The 15,758-nt window shown below is 57.2% G+C and carries 11 protein-coding genes; 3 read left to right on the plus strand and 8 right to left on the minus strand.

Going from position 1 to position 15,758, the window contains the following annotated elements; genetic code table 11:
- Positions 1-10: 10 nt before the first annotated feature.
- Positions 11-1,636, plus strand: coding sequence for a selenium-dependent molybdenum cofactor biosynthesis protein YqeB (gene yqeB, locus ACMYSL_RS04870; protein WP_434661591.1), 1,626 nt, complete (start codon positions 11-13; stop codon positions 1,634-1,636).
- Positions 1,637-1,883: 247 nt separating this feature from the next.
- Here yqeB and arcC read toward each other — a convergent pair whose 3' ends face one another.
- Genes arcC through ygeW form a run of 5 tightly spaced genes read right to left on the minus strand, consistent with a single transcriptional unit; the run spans position 1,884 to position 7,976 of the window.
- Entirely contained in the window at positions 1,884-2,816 is a 933-nt protein-coding gene (gene arcC, locus ACMYSL_RS04875) for a carbamate kinase (protein ID WP_434661592.1), read from the minus strand.
- Positions 2,817-2,826: 10 nt separating this feature from the next.
- On the minus strand, positions 2,827-4,218 hold the full coding sequence (gene hydA, locus ACMYSL_RS04880; RefSeq protein WP_112217319.1) for a dihydropyrimidinase: 1,392 nt from the start codon (positions 4,216-4,218) through the stop codon (positions 2,827-2,829).
- A 48-nt stretch (positions 4,219-4,266) separates the two neighbouring features.
- Positions 4,267-5,478 carry a YgeY family selenium metabolism-linked hydrolase gene (locus tag ACMYSL_RS04885; RefSeq protein ID WP_434661594.1) on the minus strand — a complete coding sequence of 404 codons (1,212 nt, stop codon included), beginning with the start codon at positions 5,476-5,478 and terminating at the stop codon, positions 4,267-4,269.
- A gap of 57 nt (positions 5,479-5,535) precedes the next feature.
- Positions 5,536-6,732: a diaminopropionate ammonia-lyase gene (gene dpaL / locus ACMYSL_RS04890; RefSeq protein WP_434661595.1), complete on the minus strand. Its 1,197-nt coding sequence runs from the start codon at positions 6,730-6,732 to the stop codon at positions 5,536-5,538.
- A gap of 56 nt (positions 6,733-6,788) precedes the next feature.
- Positions 6,789-7,976: a knotted carbamoyltransferase YgeW gene (ygeW, locus tag ACMYSL_RS04895; protein ID WP_130624347.1), complete on the minus strand. Its 1,188-nt coding sequence runs from the start codon at positions 7,974-7,976 to the stop codon at positions 6,789-6,791.
- A 464-nt stretch (positions 7,977-8,440) separates the two neighbouring features.
- On the opposite strand from ygeW, the gene ACMYSL_RS04900 reads away from it, so the two are divergent.
- Both ACMYSL_RS04900 and ACMYSL_RS04905 read left to right on the plus strand, forming a co-directional pair.
- Positions 8,441-10,219: a sigma-54 interaction domain-containing protein gene (locus tag ACMYSL_RS04900; RefSeq protein ID WP_304253476.1), complete on the plus strand. Its 1,779-nt coding sequence runs from the start codon at positions 8,441-8,443 to the stop codon at positions 10,217-10,219.
- A gap of 236 nt (positions 10,220-10,455) precedes the next feature.
- Complete coding sequence (locus tag ACMYSL_RS04905) at positions 10,456-11,436, plus strand: IS110 family transposase (RefSeq protein WP_434663922.1); 981 nt, start codon at positions 10,456-10,458, stop codon at positions 11,434-11,436.
- A gap of 571 nt (positions 11,437-12,007) precedes the next feature.
- On the opposite strand, the gene xdhC is transcribed toward ACMYSL_RS04905, so the two are convergent.
- The 3 genes from xdhC to xdhA are packed head-to-tail and all read right to left on the minus strand — an operon-like array spanning position 12,008 to position 15,670.
- On the minus strand, positions 12,008-12,487 hold the full coding sequence (gene xdhC, locus ACMYSL_RS04910; protein WP_434661596.1) for a xanthine dehydrogenase iron sulfur-binding subunit XdhC: 480 nt from the start codon (positions 12,485-12,487) through the stop codon (positions 12,008-12,010).
- On the minus strand, positions 12,484-13,362 hold the full coding sequence (xdhB, locus tag ACMYSL_RS04915; RefSeq protein WP_434661597.1) for a xanthine dehydrogenase FAD-binding subunit XdhB: 879 nt from the start codon (positions 13,360-13,362) through the stop codon (positions 12,484-12,486). The genes xdhC and xdhB overlap by 4 nt, the downstream gene beginning before the upstream one ends.
- Positions 13,363-13,366: 4 nt before the next feature.
- The gene (xdhA, locus tag ACMYSL_RS04920) at positions 13,367-15,670 is read right to left on the minus strand and encodes a xanthine dehydrogenase molybdenum-binding subunit XdhA (protein ID WP_434661598.1); all 2,304 of its coding nucleotides are present in this window, start codon (positions 15,668-15,670) and stop codon (positions 13,367-13,369) included.
- Positions 15,671-15,758: the final 88 nt, after the last annotated feature.

Here is a 15,758-nt window from a genome sequence, read left to right on the forward strand (position 1 = left end):
TGAGGTTTTTATGAATATTTTCACAGAAGCTGCAAGACTCGAAGAACAAAACAGTCCATTTGCGCTGGCGCAAATTGTGGATAGCCGTGGCTCAACGCCGCGACATTCAGCAGAAATGCTTGTCCATCAGGATGGAACTATCGTCGGCACCATTGGCGGCGGCATGGTGGAGCGTAAGGTGATCGACGAGGCGCTACAGGCATTAGAGGAGCGAAAGCCGCGCCTGTTTCATGGGCGAATGGCGCGCAACGGCACCGATGCCGTGGGTTCAGATTGCGGCGGCGCGATGACGGTATTTATTAGCGTCCACGGTCTGCGGCCCCGGCTGGTGTTGATTGGCGCGGGGCATGTGAATCGGGCTATTGCCCAGAGCGCGGCGCTATTGGGTTTTGATATTGCCGTGGCGGATATCCATCGTGAAAGCTTAAATCCGGCCTCTTTTCCTCCTTCGGTACAGCTACTTTGTGCCGACTCGTTTGCCGCAGCGGTGGATGCGCTGGAGATCCGCCCCGATAACTTTGTGCTGATCGCCACCAATAATCAGGATCGCGAGGCGCTGGATAAGCTGGTGGAGCGCCCGGTGGCATGGCTGGGGTTGCTGGCGAGCCGCCGCAAGGTTCAGCTTTTCATGCGCCAGCTGCGGGAGAAGGGGGTTGATGAAGAGCATCTCGCGCGCCTGCATGCGCCGGTGGGCTATAACATTGGTGCCGAAACGCCGCAGGAGATTGCGGTGAGCGTGCTGGCTGAAATCTTACAGGTTAAAAACAATGCTCCCGGCGGCTTGATGATGCGAGCGGCGCACCCGTCCGGACACCAGCGCGTGGTGGTTCGCGGCGCGGGGGATATCGCCAGCGGCGTGGCGCTGCGTCTGTTTCATGCCGGATTCAAAGTGTTCATGCTGGAGGTTGAGAAACCGACGGTTATCCGCCGCAGCGTGGCTTTTGCCCAGGCCGCGTTTGACGGCGAAATGGTGGTCGAAGGCGTAACCGCCCGGCTGGCGAGCACGACGACAGAGGCGATTGCGCTGGCTGAGCGCGGTATTATCCCGATACTGGTCGACCCTTTCTGTTCATCGCTTGAGGCGCTGAAGCCCGTCTGCGTGGTCGATGCGATTCTGGCGAAACAGAATCTGGGCACTCATATTGAAATGGCGCCGGTGACTATCGCGCTGGGGCCAGGGTTCCGTGCGGGTGAGGATTGCCGTGCGGTGATTGAGACCAATCGCGGTCACTGGCTGGGGCAGGTGATTTACTCGGGCTGCGCGCAGGAAAATACCGGCGTACCCGGCAATATTATGGGCCACACAGCGCGTCGGGTGATTCGCGCGCCCGCCGCAGGCATCATGCGTGCCAACGTGAAGCTAGGCGATCTGGTAGAAGAGGGTGATGTCGTGGCCTGGATTGGCGAAAGCGAAATTAAAGCGCCGCTATCGGGCATGGTGCGCGGCTTGTTAAGCGATGGTCTGGCGGTGGTCGGCGGTTTTAAGATTGGCGATATCGACCCGCGCGGCGAGACCGCTGATTTTACCAGCGTTTCTGATAAAGCGAGGGCGATTGGCGGCGGCGTGCTGGAAGCGCTGATGATGCTGATGCATCAGGGCGTGAAATCGACTAACGAGGTGCTGGAAGTCGCATAGAGTGGGCTACCGGGCTACTTACCTGCATACGACTGTGAACTTGTAGCCCGGCTAAGCGTAGCGTGAGCCGGGAAGTAACTGCGCCGAACCATCAGGTCCGGCGCATTTCCCGGAGGCGGCGCCAGAAGCGCCTTGTCCGGGCTACCGGCCCGCAGACGGTTGTGAACCCGTAGCCCGGACAGATGCGTAGCATCGCCTCCGGGGAAAATACCCGCCCTCCCGACTAAGCGGCCAACGCCTTATCCGGCTACTGGCAAATCACGGTGCCGGTTTTACCTTCTATTCCTTCTTTCGCTTTGCTCAACACGGTAATCAGAGATTCGCGTCCTGGGCGGGAACGGGCGAACGAGGCGGCGGCTTCGACTTTCGGCAGCATGGAACCTTTGGCGAAATGCCCTTCGTTGATAAAGCGCTCCGCATCGCTTAATGACAAGCGATCCAGCCACTGTTCGTTAGGTTTACCGAAGTTGATAGCCACTTTTTCCACCGCCGTCAGGATGATCAGCATATCCGCATCGATCATTTCGGCGAGCCGGGCGCTGGCCCAGTCCTTATCGATCACCGCGCTGGCGCCGCGCAGATGGTTGCCTTCGCGGATCACCGGAATGCCGCCGCCGCCAACGGTAATCACTACCTGCCCGGCATCCAGCAGAGTTTTGACCGTCTCTTTCTCAATGATGTCTACCGGTTTAGGCGACGCGACGACGCGACGATAGCCGCGACCAGCATCTTCTTTCAGCGTATAGCCCTGTTTCTCCAGCTGTTCAGCCTCCTGCTGAGTGAAGAATGAACCGATAGGTTTGGTCGGATTAAGGAACGCGGGATCTAGGGCATCAACTTCCACCTGGGTCACCAGCGTCACTACCGGCTTATGCATCCCGCGCGACAGTAGCTCTTCGCGCAGCGCGTTTTGCAGATCGTAACCGATATAGCCCTGGCTCAACGCCACGCATACCGACATCGGCAGCATCGGCGTGTGAGCTTCGGTTTTCGCCGCCGCCTCAAAGGCCAGGTTGATCATCCCGACTTGCGGCCCGTTGCCGTGGGTGACCACTACCTGATGGCCCTGGGCGATTAAATCGACGATCGCCTGAGAGGTCATTTTGACGGCCTGCATCTGCCCGGCCAGATCCTCTCCCAGCGCATTCCCGCCGAGGGCGAGAACAATTTTCTTACTCATTTTTCCTCACTTATTCAGTATGCCAGGGATGGCTAAACGGTTTGCGTCTCAGGAAGCGGCCCCGGCCCGCTCTGGCGTTAAATTCCCCTTTGCAAAAGAGGGTTTCACCGCGCGAAAGGGTTCTGACGATCGCCCCGGTACAGCGAAAGCCCTCCCACGGGGAGTAGTCGGCGTTGTCATGCAGCTCGGCGTGACGAATTTCCGTCGTTTGATTCGGGTCGATAATCACCACATCGCCATCGGAACCCGGGGCCAGCCGACCTTTCTGCGGCCACAGGCCGAACAGCCTGGACGGCATGGCGCTGGTCATATCGACAAAGCGTTCTGGCGTGATGCGCCCGCTCATCACAGCGCTGGAAAAGAGCAGCAGCAGGCGGTTTTCCACGCCGGGCAGACCGTTCGGGCAGCGGTTGAAATCGCCGCCAGAGAGCTGCTGGCGCTGGGCTATAGAAAAGTTGCAGTGGTCGGTGGCGACCACGTCGATTGCGCCGTCGCTGATGCCGCACCAGAGTTTGTCCTGCTCGCGGACGTTGCGCAGAGGCGGGCTGAGAATAAAATTCAGCCCGTCAGGTGCGTCATAACGGCGCTCATCCAGCAATAGATATTGCGGGCAGGTCTCTACCCACACCGGCTGGTGGTTAGCTCTTGCCAGGCGTAAATAATCCAGCCCCAGACCGTTGGAGAGATGGACGATATACAGCGGCGCATTCCCGGCGAGCTGCGCCAGATTGATCATCCGGGCAATGGCCTCGGCCTCGCACTCCAGCGGGCGGCTCAGGGCGTGATAGCGCGGCGCGGTCAGCCCGGCGGCAAGAAACTCGGCGCGCTTGCAGGCAATGGCGGCATCATTCTCCGGATGGACTGTCGTCAGCGCGCCGGAGATGTGCAGGCGGCGCAGCGCTTGCAGCACATCATCGTCGTTGAGCTTGTACTGATAGGTCAGGTAGAGCTTAAAGCTGCTGATCCCCTCTTCAACCATCATCGGAATTTCATCAAGGATGGCGTGATTGATATGCTGGATGACCCCGTGGAAGCTGTAATCGACCACCGCCTTATGCGCGGCGTAACCGTGGTAAACCTCCAACTGATGGCGTAACCGGCAGCCTGTCGGGCCAAACCCCATATGGTCGATAATGGTTGTTGTACCGCCACACGCCGCCGCGCGGGTGCCGGTAAAAAAATCATCACAGCTACGGGCAATGCCGACGTCAATGTTGAAATGGGTGTGCACGTCCACGCCGCCGGGCATGACGTAGCAGCCGGCCGCATCGACGATCTCGCAAGGTAACTGTGGCGTAATATTGTCGCCGAGCTGACGAACAATACCGTTTTCTATCAGCAAATCCTGTTTTGCCTGTCCGTCAGCGTTAACGACGATTCCGTTTTTAATCAGTACGCGCATAGCAGACTCCAGAAATCCCCCGGTAAGCCGGGGGATGCAGAGGGATGATTATTTTGTTGCCAGCCAGCTCAGCGGGATGGCGGCGTACATGGCGGCGCAGGTGACCAGATGCGATTTCCAGGTTTTCTCGTTTGGCGCATGCGCTTCCGGCTCTTTACCCGGACCAAAGCCGATCACTGGAATGCCGTGACGTCCCATAATCGAGACGCCGTTGGTGGAGAAGGTCCACTTATCGACCACCGGCGCTTTGCCGAACAGCCCTTCATAAGCATTGACCAGCGCTTTGACGGTGAAGTGATCCTCTTCGACTTTCCAGGTCGGGAAGTAGCATTCGGTCGGATAAACTAATCCGGTCCAGGATGGGCGGTCATAGTTGTACATCGACACCACCGCATTGGCTTTTTGCACGGCGGGCAGGGCGCGGATTTCGTCCAGCGCACCTTCCCAGGTTTCGCCCCAGGTCAGACGGCGGTCGATAGAGACGGCGCAGCTATCCGCCACCGCGCAGCGGCTCGGCGAGGTGAAGAAGATCTCGGAAACCGTCAACGTGCCCTTGCCGAGGAATTCGTCGTAAGCCAGATGCTGCGACAAATCCTGCAATTCATTGAGAATCGGCCCCATCTTGAAGATCGCGTTATCGCCGCGCTCTGGTGCAGAGCCGTGACAGCTGACGCCCTGTACATCAATACGGATTTCCATACGCCCGCGCTGTCCGCGATACACCTGACAATCGGTCGGCTCGGTGCTGACGACAAATTCCGGGCGAATGCCGGACTGTTCGATAATGTACTGCCAGCACAGGCCGTCGCAGTCCTCTTCCTGCACGGTACCGGTCACCAGCAGGGTGTACTCATCTTCCAGGCCGAGGTCTTTGATGATCTTCCCGGCATACACCATCGATGCCATGCCGCCTTCCTGATCGGAAGTGCCGCGTCCGCCGATCAGCTCATCGGTTTCCATGCCTTCATACGGATCAAATTCCCAGTTCTTAATATTGCCGACGCCTACGGTATCGATATGGGCGTCCATCGCCACCAGCCGCGGGCCATGACCGATATAACCGAGAATGTTGCCCATCGGGTCGATCTCGACTTTATCGAAGCCGACTTTTTCCATCTCCTGTTTGATGCGGTGAACCACGCGTTTTTCATCGCAGCTCTCGCTGGGGATGGCGACCATATCGCGCAGGAAGCGCGTCATGTCGGCCTGGTAGTCGTGTGCTTTTTCCAGAATCAGTTTAAAGGGAATGTGCTTAGCCATTATTGTTCTCCAGTTTTCACTCCCGTATCTCCTTGGGAGCCTGTTCTCATTAGGGGATTACGGGGTGACCGGATGTTTGCCTTCCCAGACCACTTCGCGATAGTGCTTCACGTCGGTGTCGCCTTCGGTGCTGATAACCAGCACGATGGCGTCTTTATCCAGCGCCAGTTTTTCCATCAGGGCCTGACGTTGCGGGTGATGGTGTACTGCCGCCAGTACGCCCAGACCTACGGCACCGGACTCGCCGGAGATCACTCGCGGATCGTCGCCGTATGGGTTACCCAGCACGCGCATGCCCAGCGCAGCGGCGCTGTCCTGGCAGGAGATAAACTGCGTGGCGCAGTTGCGCAGAATTTCCCAGCCGAGCGGGTTAGGTTCGCCACAGGCCAGACCGGCCATGATGGTTGCCATATCGCCGCCGACGTTGACGATGTCGCCCTTGACGCCCGAGCGATAAATGCAGTCGGCCTTATCCGGCTCAACGATAATGCTGCGCAGGTTTTGCGGGCCATAAACATCCACCAGGTAGCCCAGCACGCCGCCCGCCATCGCGCCGACACCCGCCTGCAACAGTACGTGAGTTGGCGTGACGCCCATTTCGCGCATCTGCTCTACGGCTTCATCGGCAAGCGTCGCGTAGCCCTGCATAATCCAGGTCGGAATTTTGGTGTAACCTTCCCAGGCGGTATCCTGCACCACCTCCCAGCCGTTTTGCTGCGCATGTTGCATGGTCAGACGAACGGTGTCGTCATAGTTCATATCGGTAACGATGCATTCAGCGCCGAGGTTGAGAATGGCGTCGACGCGCTCCTGAGCGGAGCCTTTCGGCATATAAATCACCGCATGTTGCCCGAGCTGCTGCGCGGCCCAGGCGATGCCGCGACCGTGGTTGCCATCGGTGGTGGTGGCAAAGGTCATCTTTTCGCCGATGGCGTTTTTCAGCTGCGCGAACGAGAGCGTCTCGATATCAAGGTGATATTTCTCGCACAGCAGGCGGGCGATGGCATAGGCACCGCCGAGCATTTTGAAGGCGTTCAGCCCAAAGCGTTTTGATTCATCTTTGACGAGAATTTTTTTCACGCCAAACAAGCTGGCCAGACTGTCCAGCGCGCAGAGCGGCGTTGGGCGATAGCCCGCGATTTTTTGATGGAACTGGCGCGCCACTTTGGCCTGTTTTTGTGAAAAGAGGGGCGACGTTTCACCGTTATAAAAATGGTTGTCGGCAATATCGATCTTCAGTGTGAAAACGGACATATCCTATCCTTATTGGCCTCCGGAAGGGAAAGCCGACCGGCGGGTCGGCTCGGGGGTTATTTCATGCGCTGTTGCGCTTCTTTCAACAGTTGTTCCAGCAGGACGCCGGGCTTCGGATATTTGCGGGCGAGGATCATCGCGGCGATGATGTAAGGCTTCCAGCTGGCCTCTTTATAAGTGGCGATGCGGTATTTTTCGAACACACCTTCGGTGACTTCCCCTTCTTTACAGGAGACGCCGCTGATATCGGCGGGCAGGCAGTGCATATACAGCGCTTCGCCGTCGCGGGTTAGCTCCATCATCTCTTCGGTGCAGTGCCAGTCTTTATGCTTCGCGTTCTGCTCCAGACACTGTCTTTCCAGTTCTTTCAGCGCCGCGTGGTCGTTAGCGCGCAGTAACTCGGTACGCTCTTCCATCACTTTGTAAGGGGCCCATGACTTCGGATAGACGATGTCGGCATCCTTAAAGGCCTCTTCCATGCTGGTCACCTGGCGGAAGCTGCCGCCGGAGGCGTTGGCGTTGCTTTTTGCCACTTCGATAACATCGGGAATCAGGTCATAGCCTTCCGGATGCGCCAGCGTGACGTCCATACCGAAGCGGGTCATCAGGCCGATAATCCCCTGCGGCACGGAGAGCGGTTTACCGTAGCTCGGGGAATACGCCCAGGTCATGGCGATTTTTTTGCCTTTGAGGTTTTCCAGCGAGCCAAAGTGCTCGCGTAGCCAGGCCAGATCTGCCATCGCCTGCGTCGGGTGGTCGATATCACATTGCAGGTTAACTAACGCTGGACGCTGCGGCAGGACGCCCTGCTTGTAACCGTCGTCAAGCGCTGCGCCGACTTCACGCATATAGGCGTTGCCCGCGCCGAGATACATGTCGTCGCGAATGCCGATCGCATCGGCGCAAAACGAGATCATGTTGGCCGTTTCGCGGACGGTTTCGCCGTGGGCGATTTGCGATTTGCCTTCATCGAGATCCTGCTGGGCGAGGCCGAGCAGGTTGAGGGCCGAGGCATAAGAGAAGCGGGTACGGGTGGAGTTATCGCGGAAAACAGAAATCCCTAATCCGCTGTTGAAGACTTTGGTCGCGATATTCTCAGCGCGTAGCATCTTCAGCGCGGCGGCGACGTCGAGGACTTGCTTCAGTTCATCCGGCGTCTGCTCCCATGTTAATAAAAAATCCTTCTCGTGAAGGTGCGAGGTCAGCGAATTGATATCCTTTATCAGCTCATTAACAGTTTTCATTATAAGGTCCCGGTAGTGGAATGACGGCAAGGTGGCTTAACGGCTGTGACTGCGCGATATCACAGCGATACCATCAACTAACAATAAGTGTGCCAGGATTAATTCAAGGCGGCGTTAGTCCTATTTTAGGGCGGTTATTTGTGGCTGCGATCACAAATTAACAATGTTATTGGCGGGAATTAATCGACGTAAACGTTTGGCTTTTTAAATATCATTTTTCATCTTTATAAAGAAAATGGGAATAATATTAAGGGACGGGGAGTAAATCGTCATATTGATAAATAAGCTGGGGTAATTCTCATATTGATATAGAAATGTGACACCTCTTGCATAATTATCATGACAAAATGATAAACAACCCGCTTTTTATCAAAGCCGTTTTTTTCTGAGTTAGTATCATATCCTCTTGCAGTCATCGATATCCTCAACGATCTACCGCTTAAGTGATGCCGGAAGGTAAGTCTATGGTCCTCGCAACAACGCAATCCGTTTTGATGCAGATTCAACCGACTATTCAGCGCTTTGCCAGAATGCTGGCCAGCGTTTTGCAACTTGAGGTAGAGATTGTCGACGAACACCTGTGCCGCGTGGCGGGTACCGGCGCCTACGGCAAGTTTCTGGGGCGTCCGCTAAGCAGCAATTCAAGGCTATTGCGCTTTGTTCTGGAAACCCAGCAGGAAAAGGTGGTCACCCATTCTCGCCACGATCCGCTCTGTGAAGGATGTGACAGTAAAGACAACTGCCGTGAGAAAGCCTTTTTGGGCACGCCGGTTATTTTACAAGACCGCTGCGTGGGGGTGATAAGTTTGATTGCCGTTACCCATGAACAGCAGGAGCATATTAACGATAATCTGCGCGAATTCTCCGATTACGTTCGCCATATATCGACCATTTTTGTTTCGAAACTTCTGCAAGATCAGGGAGGCAATGACAGCATCAGTAAAATATTCGCGACGATGATCGAGAATATGGATCAAGGGGTGCTGGTTATTGATGAAGATAATCGAGTGCAGTTTGCTAATCAAACGGCACTAAAAATACTCGGGGTGATGCAAAACACCATGACGGGTAAATCCGTGCGCTTCAGACCGCTCACCTTTGAAAGTAATTTTACGCACGGGCATATGCAACATATTGTTTCGTGGGATGATAAAAGCGAACTCATTATTGGTCAGCTGCATAATGTTCAGGGGCGGCAATTATTCCTGATGGCCTTTCATCAGTCGCATACCAGTACCGTCGTGGCGTTAGCCGATAATGAACCGCATATTGAGCAACTGGTCGGTGAGTGTCGGGTGATGCGCCAGCTTAAGCAGTTGATTGGTCGTATTGCCCCGAGCCCTTCCAGCGTGATGATTGTCGGCGAAAGCGGTACCGGGAAAGAGGTGGTCGCCCGGGCAATTCATAAGCTCAGCGATCGCAAAAATAAACCTTTTATCGCTATCAACTGCGCCGCTATTCCGGAGCAGTTGCTGGAAAGCGAACTGTTTGGCTATGTGAAAGGCGCATTTACCGGGGCGTCCGCCAACGGTAAAACCGGTCTGATTCAGGCAGCCAATAGCGGGACGCTATTTCTTGATGAGATTGGCGATATGCCGTTGGTGCTCCAGGCGAAGCTGCTGCGGGCTATTGAGGCTCGGGAAATTCTGCCTCTCGGTGCCAGTAGTCCGGTGCAAGTGGATATCCGCATAATCTCCGCCACCAATCAGAACCTCGGGCTGTTTATTGCCGAGGGTAAATTCCGCGAAGATCTTTTCTACAGGCTTAACGTCATCCCGTTAACCCTGCCGCCACTGCGTGAACGTCAGGATGATATCGAGTTGCTGGTGCACTACTTTCTGCATCTGCATACCCGTCGGCTTGGCCTGGTTTACCCCGGCATCGCCCCGGATGTGGTGACGTTGCTGAAGTATCATCGCTGGCCGGGCAATCTGCGAGAATTGAGCAACCTGATGGAGTATCTGGTTAACGTTGTCCCCTCGGGAGAGGTGATTGATAGCACGCTGCTGCCGCCGAATCTGCTCAATAACGGCAAAGCGCCCGAGCGTGATATCGCGCCCGCTGAGGTGCTGCACGTGCTGGCCGACGACGCCGGAGGCACCGCGCTTGAGGAGATGGAGAAACAGATGATCCGCGAAGCGCTGTCCCGGCATCACAATAAAAAACAAGCGGCGGACGAGCTGGGCATCGGTATTGCCACGCTCTATCGCAAGATTAAGAAATATGAATTGCTGAACGTCTGAACGGCACATTTCCCGGAGGCGATGCTGCGCATCTGTCCGGGCTTGTATGATGACTCCATCAGAAAGAACCGGCCAGTTCTCTCTGATGGCGGTCCGGATGCCGTGTCCGGGCTTAGGCTTTCGCGCCTGTTCCGTAGATCTTTGCACCGGACTGCCGTTCTTTCTCATGTGATAAACCGGACAGTATCATGGACCGGCTTTCACCGGTAACCCGTATTCGCAAGGTTGGTTTCACTATGGAAAATGAACTGTACTTCATCGGCATTGATGTTGCCAAAGCTAAGCTCGATGTTGATATCCTGCGCCCTGATGGTCGACATCGCGGTAAAAAATTCGAAAATACGCCCTCCGGACATGAAGCGCTTGTCCGCTGGCTTCGCAGCCATGATGTGAACCATGCCCATGTCTGCATGGAGTCCACCAGTACCTACATGGAAGAGGCTGCCGCGTATCTGAGTGATGCCGGTTATACCGTCTCCATTATCAACCCCGCCCTGAGTGCCGCCTTCGCCCGTAGTGAAGGGTTGCGCAGTAAAACCGACAAAGTCGATGCCCGTATGCTGGCGCACTTCTGCCGGGAGAAACGTCCGTCAGCATGGGAGGCACCGCACCCGACAGAGCGGGCCCTGAAAGCGCTGGTGTTACGGCATCAGGCGCTGACAGAGATGCAGACGCAGGAGAAAAACCGTCAGGAAACAGCCCCGGAGGTCCAGTTAGCGAGCATCGATGTGCTCCTGGAGTGCCTGAGTGCTGAACTGAAACGTATCGAAAAACAGATAAAAGACCTGACGGACAACGACCCGGATATGAAGCAACGGCGGAAGCTGCTGAACAGCATCCCGGGTATCGGCGAGAAAACGGCGGCGGTCCTGCTGGCGTATACGGGACTGAAGCTGAGGTTTGCCACAGCGCGGCAGTTCGCCGCGTATGCAGGGCTGACGCCGGTGCAGCATGAGTCAGGCAGTAGCGTGATGCGGGCGAGCCGGATGAGTAAAGCGGGTCCGGTTCAGTTGCGCAGAGCATTATATATGCCAGCAATATCAGCGCTGTATCACACGGCGTGGGGAAAAGCGTTCAGAAAGAGACTGGAAGGGAATGGCAAACGCGCGAAAGTTATCATAGGGGCGATGATGCGCAAGCTGGCGCAGGTGGCGTACGGAGTGCTGAAGTCAGGGGAGCCGTTCGATGCGTCACAACATGGAATAGCGGTAGCGTAGGGACGAAAAGACTGCGGGAATAGAAAAACAGCACCCAGAGGGTGCTGTCGCTGGTGTGTCTGTCATCCAGAAACCGGAGAGAGCCCCGCAACTAAAAATGGTTGCCGATGCTCACAGTATCTACCAAACCCGCAGAACGCACAGACCCGTAGCCCGGGCAAGGCGCGTCGAGCGCCGCCCCCGGGATGAAGCCACGCAGAGGCATCAGATCTGGCACATTTCCCGGAGGCGATGCTGCGCATCTGTCCGGGCTACCAAACTCGCAGAGCGCACAGACCCGTAGCCCGGGCAAGGCGCGTCGAGCGCCGCCCCCGGGATGAAGCCACGCAGAGGCATCAGATCTGGCACATTTCCTGGAGGCGATGCTGCGCATCTGTCCGGGCTACCAAACCCGCAGAACGCACAGACCCGTAGCCCGGGCAAGGCGCGTTGAGCGCCGCCCCCGGGATGAAGCCACGCAGAGGCATCAGATCTGGCACATTTCCCGGAGGCGATGCTGCGCATCTGTCCGGGCTACCAAACTCGCAGAGCGCACGAACCTGTATTTCCCGGAGGCGATATCCGACGCGCGTTATTCCTGTTTCTCGCAGGCCTGTACGGCCTGGAGGATCATCTGATAGCCGGTGCAGCGGCACAGGTTTCCCGCCAGCCCCCGGCGGATCTCCAGCACGGTTAGCGGTTGACTGCGCGGCTTGGCGAGCATGGCGGTGGTCGCCATAATCAATCCCGGCGTGCAGAACCCACACTGAACGGCCCCCGATTCTGCATAGGCTTTTTGCACCGGTGACAGCTGCCCGGCCTGCTGCTCTCCCTCCAGCGTGCGAATCTCCTTGCCTGCGGCCCAGACGGCGAGATACAGGCAGCTGTCTATCGCCGTTCCATCAATCAAAACGGTGCACGCGCCGCACTCCCCGACGCAGCAGCCGTGTTTCACGCTCAATAACCCCTGTTCGCGCAGCAGCTCGGAGAGCGGCATACCCGGCGAGACGCTTAGCTGAAAGGCCATTCCGTTGATTCGACATTCGATGGTGATTCCGTCGCTGTGATTCATTGCCATTCTCCTCCCGCCGCGATCACGGCTTCGCTGACCACTTTTTTTGTCATCGTCTGGATAAGGTGCAGACGAAATTCTTTGCTGGCGCGCCAGGAGGAGCGCGGGGTGACGTCCTGCAATACCGCTTCGCCGAGTGTCTCGAGGGTTTGCCGGGTTAACGGGGCGTTTTGCGCGCTCTGTTCAGCGTGTTGGCAGCGGATGGGCGTGGGGGCGGCGACTCCGAAGGCCAGCCGCAGCTCGCGAATGCGACCCTCTTCCAGACAACAGCGTGCGGCACAGCCGATGGTGGAAATATCCATGGCATCGCGCATGGCATATTTATAGTGTGCGCTGCCGGTAAACTCGGCGGGCTGGGCAGGAAAGTGAAACGCCACCACCAGCTCGTCGTGCTCAAGGGATACCTTGCCGGGGCCGGTGTGGAAGCCGTTGATCGGCGTAAAGCGCACGCCTTTCGACGAATGGATCTCCAGCGAGGCCTCGTAAATCAGCGTCGGGGTGGCAGAGTCGGCGCTGGTCGCTCCGTTGCAAATATTGCCGCCGTAGGTGGCGACGTTACGAATTTGCGGTCCGGCGATTGACGCGGAAGCCGCGCTGAGAGCGGGAAGATGGCGCTGGACTAAGGGATTGTCGATAAGCTCGCTAAAGGTGGTGGCGGAGCCGATGCGAATCCCGCCGTGCTCAGTGAGGGTAATGCCGCGCAGCTCCACTAAGGCGTTGATGTCCACAATATGGCGATAACGAGCGTTGTGATGGTGAAGCTGAATTAAAACGTCAGTGCCGCCCGCGAGCAGTTTCGCCTGCGGATTGTTTGCCAGCAGCGCGATGGCCCCGGCGATATCCGGGGCGCGATGGTAGGTCGCGATATCAAACATAGTCTTATCCTTTAATCAAACCCGCTTCGTGAAACGCCTCGAACAGCCGTTTTGGCGTCAGCGGCAGCGTATCGACAGCGACGCCCGTCGCCATTTTGACCGCGTTACGAATGGCGGCGGCAATGGGAATAATCGGCGGCTCGCCGAGCGATTTATGCCCGTAGGCGGATTGCGGCTCCAGCGTTTCAACGAACGCGCTCTCCAGTTCCGGGAGATCGAGCATGGTCGGCATTTTGTAATCCAGCAGGTTGGGATTACGCACCACGCCGCTGTCGGCATCGATAATCATCTCTTCAAACAGCGACCAGCCGATGCCCATCCCCATTCCGCCGTGCACCTGGCCTTCCGCCAGCTGTGGATTCAAAATATGACCAGAGTCGTGGACGTTAAGGATCCGGTTAATCGTGACTTTACACAGGGCAAGATCGACGCTCAGGTCAACAAACGTGCAGCCGAAGGCTGGGGGATTGGTGGTGGTTTTCACCGAGCTTTCCGCCGACAGCTGACCGCCGCGTTCCGGATGATAAAACGCGTCCATGGCCAGGTCTTTCAACGACAGCAGCGGGCGTGTGGGGCGATCGATAAGGACGATATTGCCGCCGATAAGCGTCAGGCTCATGGCCGACTGATGCAGCATGACGGCAGCGTGAGTGAGGATTTTTTCTTTCAATTCCAGCGCCGCTTTGCGCAGGGCGGGCGCGGTGGTATAGCTTTGCCGCGAAGCAAACGCGCCGGGATCGAACGGGGTGACATCGGTATCCTGGGTCGAAATCACGTGGACATTGCTCACCGGGACGCCGACGGTTTCCGCCACCATCTGCGCAAACACGGTATCGGCTCCCTGACCAATTTCCGTCGCGCCGCTCTGGACGTTGATCGTCCCGTCCTGATTCATCAGCAGGCGAACCCCGGCAATTTCAACGCCGACCGGCCAGGTGTTGGAGGTATAGCTAAAGCAGGCGACGCCGACGCCGCGACGGATATCGCCCTGCTGATTCTGATATTCAGCGCGGCGTTTATCCCATTCAAACAGCTCGCGGCCTTTTTGCAGGCACTCCGGCAGCCCGGCGCTGTAGATAATTTTGCCGGTGAGCGGGTTGGCGTCCCCTTCGCGGGCGACGTTGAGTAAGCGGACATCTATCGGGTCCAGCCCCAACGCGGTAGCGGCATCATCGATCATTGCTTCCACCGCAAAGACGACCTGCGGCGCGCCGTATCCGCGCATCGCGCCCGCCGAGGGCAGGTTGGTATAGCAGGTGGTGGAGCGGTACCCGTAGGCGCTGCGTGGATAGAGATACGCCACTTTGTTGCCGCCCGCCGAGGCGATGGAGTGGCCGTGCGAAGCATACGCCCCGGTGTTAGACAGCACGTCGAGACTGTAGCCTTTTAAGATGCCGTCGCGATTGATGCCCATCCGTCCGTCGATGGTAAACGCATGTCGCGTGCGGGAGGCGAGAAAGCACTCTTCGCGGCTGAGCGAGACCTTCACCGGAATGCCGCCGAGCTTGCTGGTCAGGAAGGCCGCCATAGGCTCTTCTAACACATCCTGTTTATTGCCAAAACCACCGCCGACATAGGGCTTAATAACCCGCACGCAGGACCACGGAATGCCGAGCGCCTGACCGACGACTCGGCGCACGATGTGGGGGATCTGGGTGCTGGTGACGATGGAGATGCGGGAATCCTCTTCCATCCAGGCAAATGAGGTGACGGTCTCCATATGACAATGCTGGATGACCGGCGTTTGATAGTGCCCCTGAATCTGCAGGTCTGCGGTTTCAATCGCCCCGGCAACGTCTCCGGCGGCCATTTCACTCTGTTTGAGCAGATTGCCGCCGGGATGGATTTCGACGGCTCCTTCAGCCAGCGCGGCCTCCGGGGTGGTTATCACCGGCAATGGCTGCCAGTCGACCTTAACCAGCAGCGCCGCTTTCTCGGCGGTCAGTTCGTCCCTGGCCACCACAATTGCCACCGCGTCACCGTGATGACGGACGTGACGGGTCAGCAGATAGCGGTCGGCGGCGTCGCGTTTACCCGCCTCCAGCGTCCAGGCGTGGCCTGCGGTGGCAAACGCAATATCCGGTACATCTTCCCAGGTAAATACCGCCAGCACGCCGGGCACATTTTTGGCATCGTCGCAATTGATGCTGTTGGCAAAGCCATGCGCGATGGGGCTGCGAACATATTTGGCATAACACATGCCTGCCATCACGTAATCATCGGTGTATCTGGCCCGCCCGGTCACCTTGGCAATGGCATCCACGCGCATACATGACTCACCGGTAACGGTCGCTTCTCGCGATTCCATAGTCGTCCCCCTGAAATGAAGATTTGGCTCGCAAGCCAATACCTAAAACAGGCAAGAATTACGCCAGAAGCGGAAATTACGGTGGGTA

This window comes from Klebsiella sp. MISC125 (assembly GCF_051131775.1).
In the GTDB taxonomy this organism is placed as follows: domain Bacteria; phylum Pseudomonadota; class Gammaproteobacteria; order Enterobacterales; family Enterobacteriaceae; genus Klebsiella.

Coding starts and splice junctions, on each gene's coding strand:
- dpaL (WP_434661595.1), bottom strand. CDS start 6,732: ATGTCCGTTTTCACACTGAAGATCGATATTGCCGACAACCATTTTTAT.
- xdhC (WP_434661596.1), bottom strand. CDS start 12,487: ATGAATCACAGCGACGGAATCACCATCGAATGTCGAATCAACGGAATG.
- ACMYSL_RS04885 (WP_434661594.1), bottom strand. CDS start 5,478: ATGGCTAAGCACATTCCCTTTAAACTGATTCTGGAAAAAGCACACGAC.
- ACMYSL_RS04905 (WP_434663922.1), top strand. CDS start 10,456: ATGGAAAATGAACTGTACTTCATCGGCATTGATGTTGCCAAAGCTAAG.
- xdhA (WP_434661598.1), bottom strand. CDS start 15,670: ATGGAATCGCGAGAAGCGACCGTTACCGGTGAGTCATGTATGCGCGTG.
- xdhB (WP_434661597.1), bottom strand. CDS start 13,362: ATGTTTGATATCGCGACCTACCATCGCGCCCCGGATATCGCCGGGGCC.
- ygeW (WP_130624347.1), bottom strand. CDS start 7,976: ATGAAAACTGTTAATGAGCTGATAAAGGATATCAATTCGCTGACCTCG.
- ACMYSL_RS04900 (WP_304253476.1), top strand. CDS start 8,441: ATGGTCCTCGCAACAACGCAATCCGTTTTGATGCAGATTCAACCGACT.
- hydA (WP_112217319.1), bottom strand. CDS start 4,218: ATGCGCGTACTGATTAAAAACGGAATCGTCGTTAACGCTGACGGACAG.
- arcC (WP_434661592.1), bottom strand. CDS start 2,816: ATGAGTAAGAAAATTGTTCTCGCCCTCGGCGGGAATGCGCTGGGAGAG.
- yqeB (WP_434661591.1), top strand. CDS start 11: ATGAATATTTTCACAGAAGCTGCAAGACTCGAAGAACAAAACAGTCCA.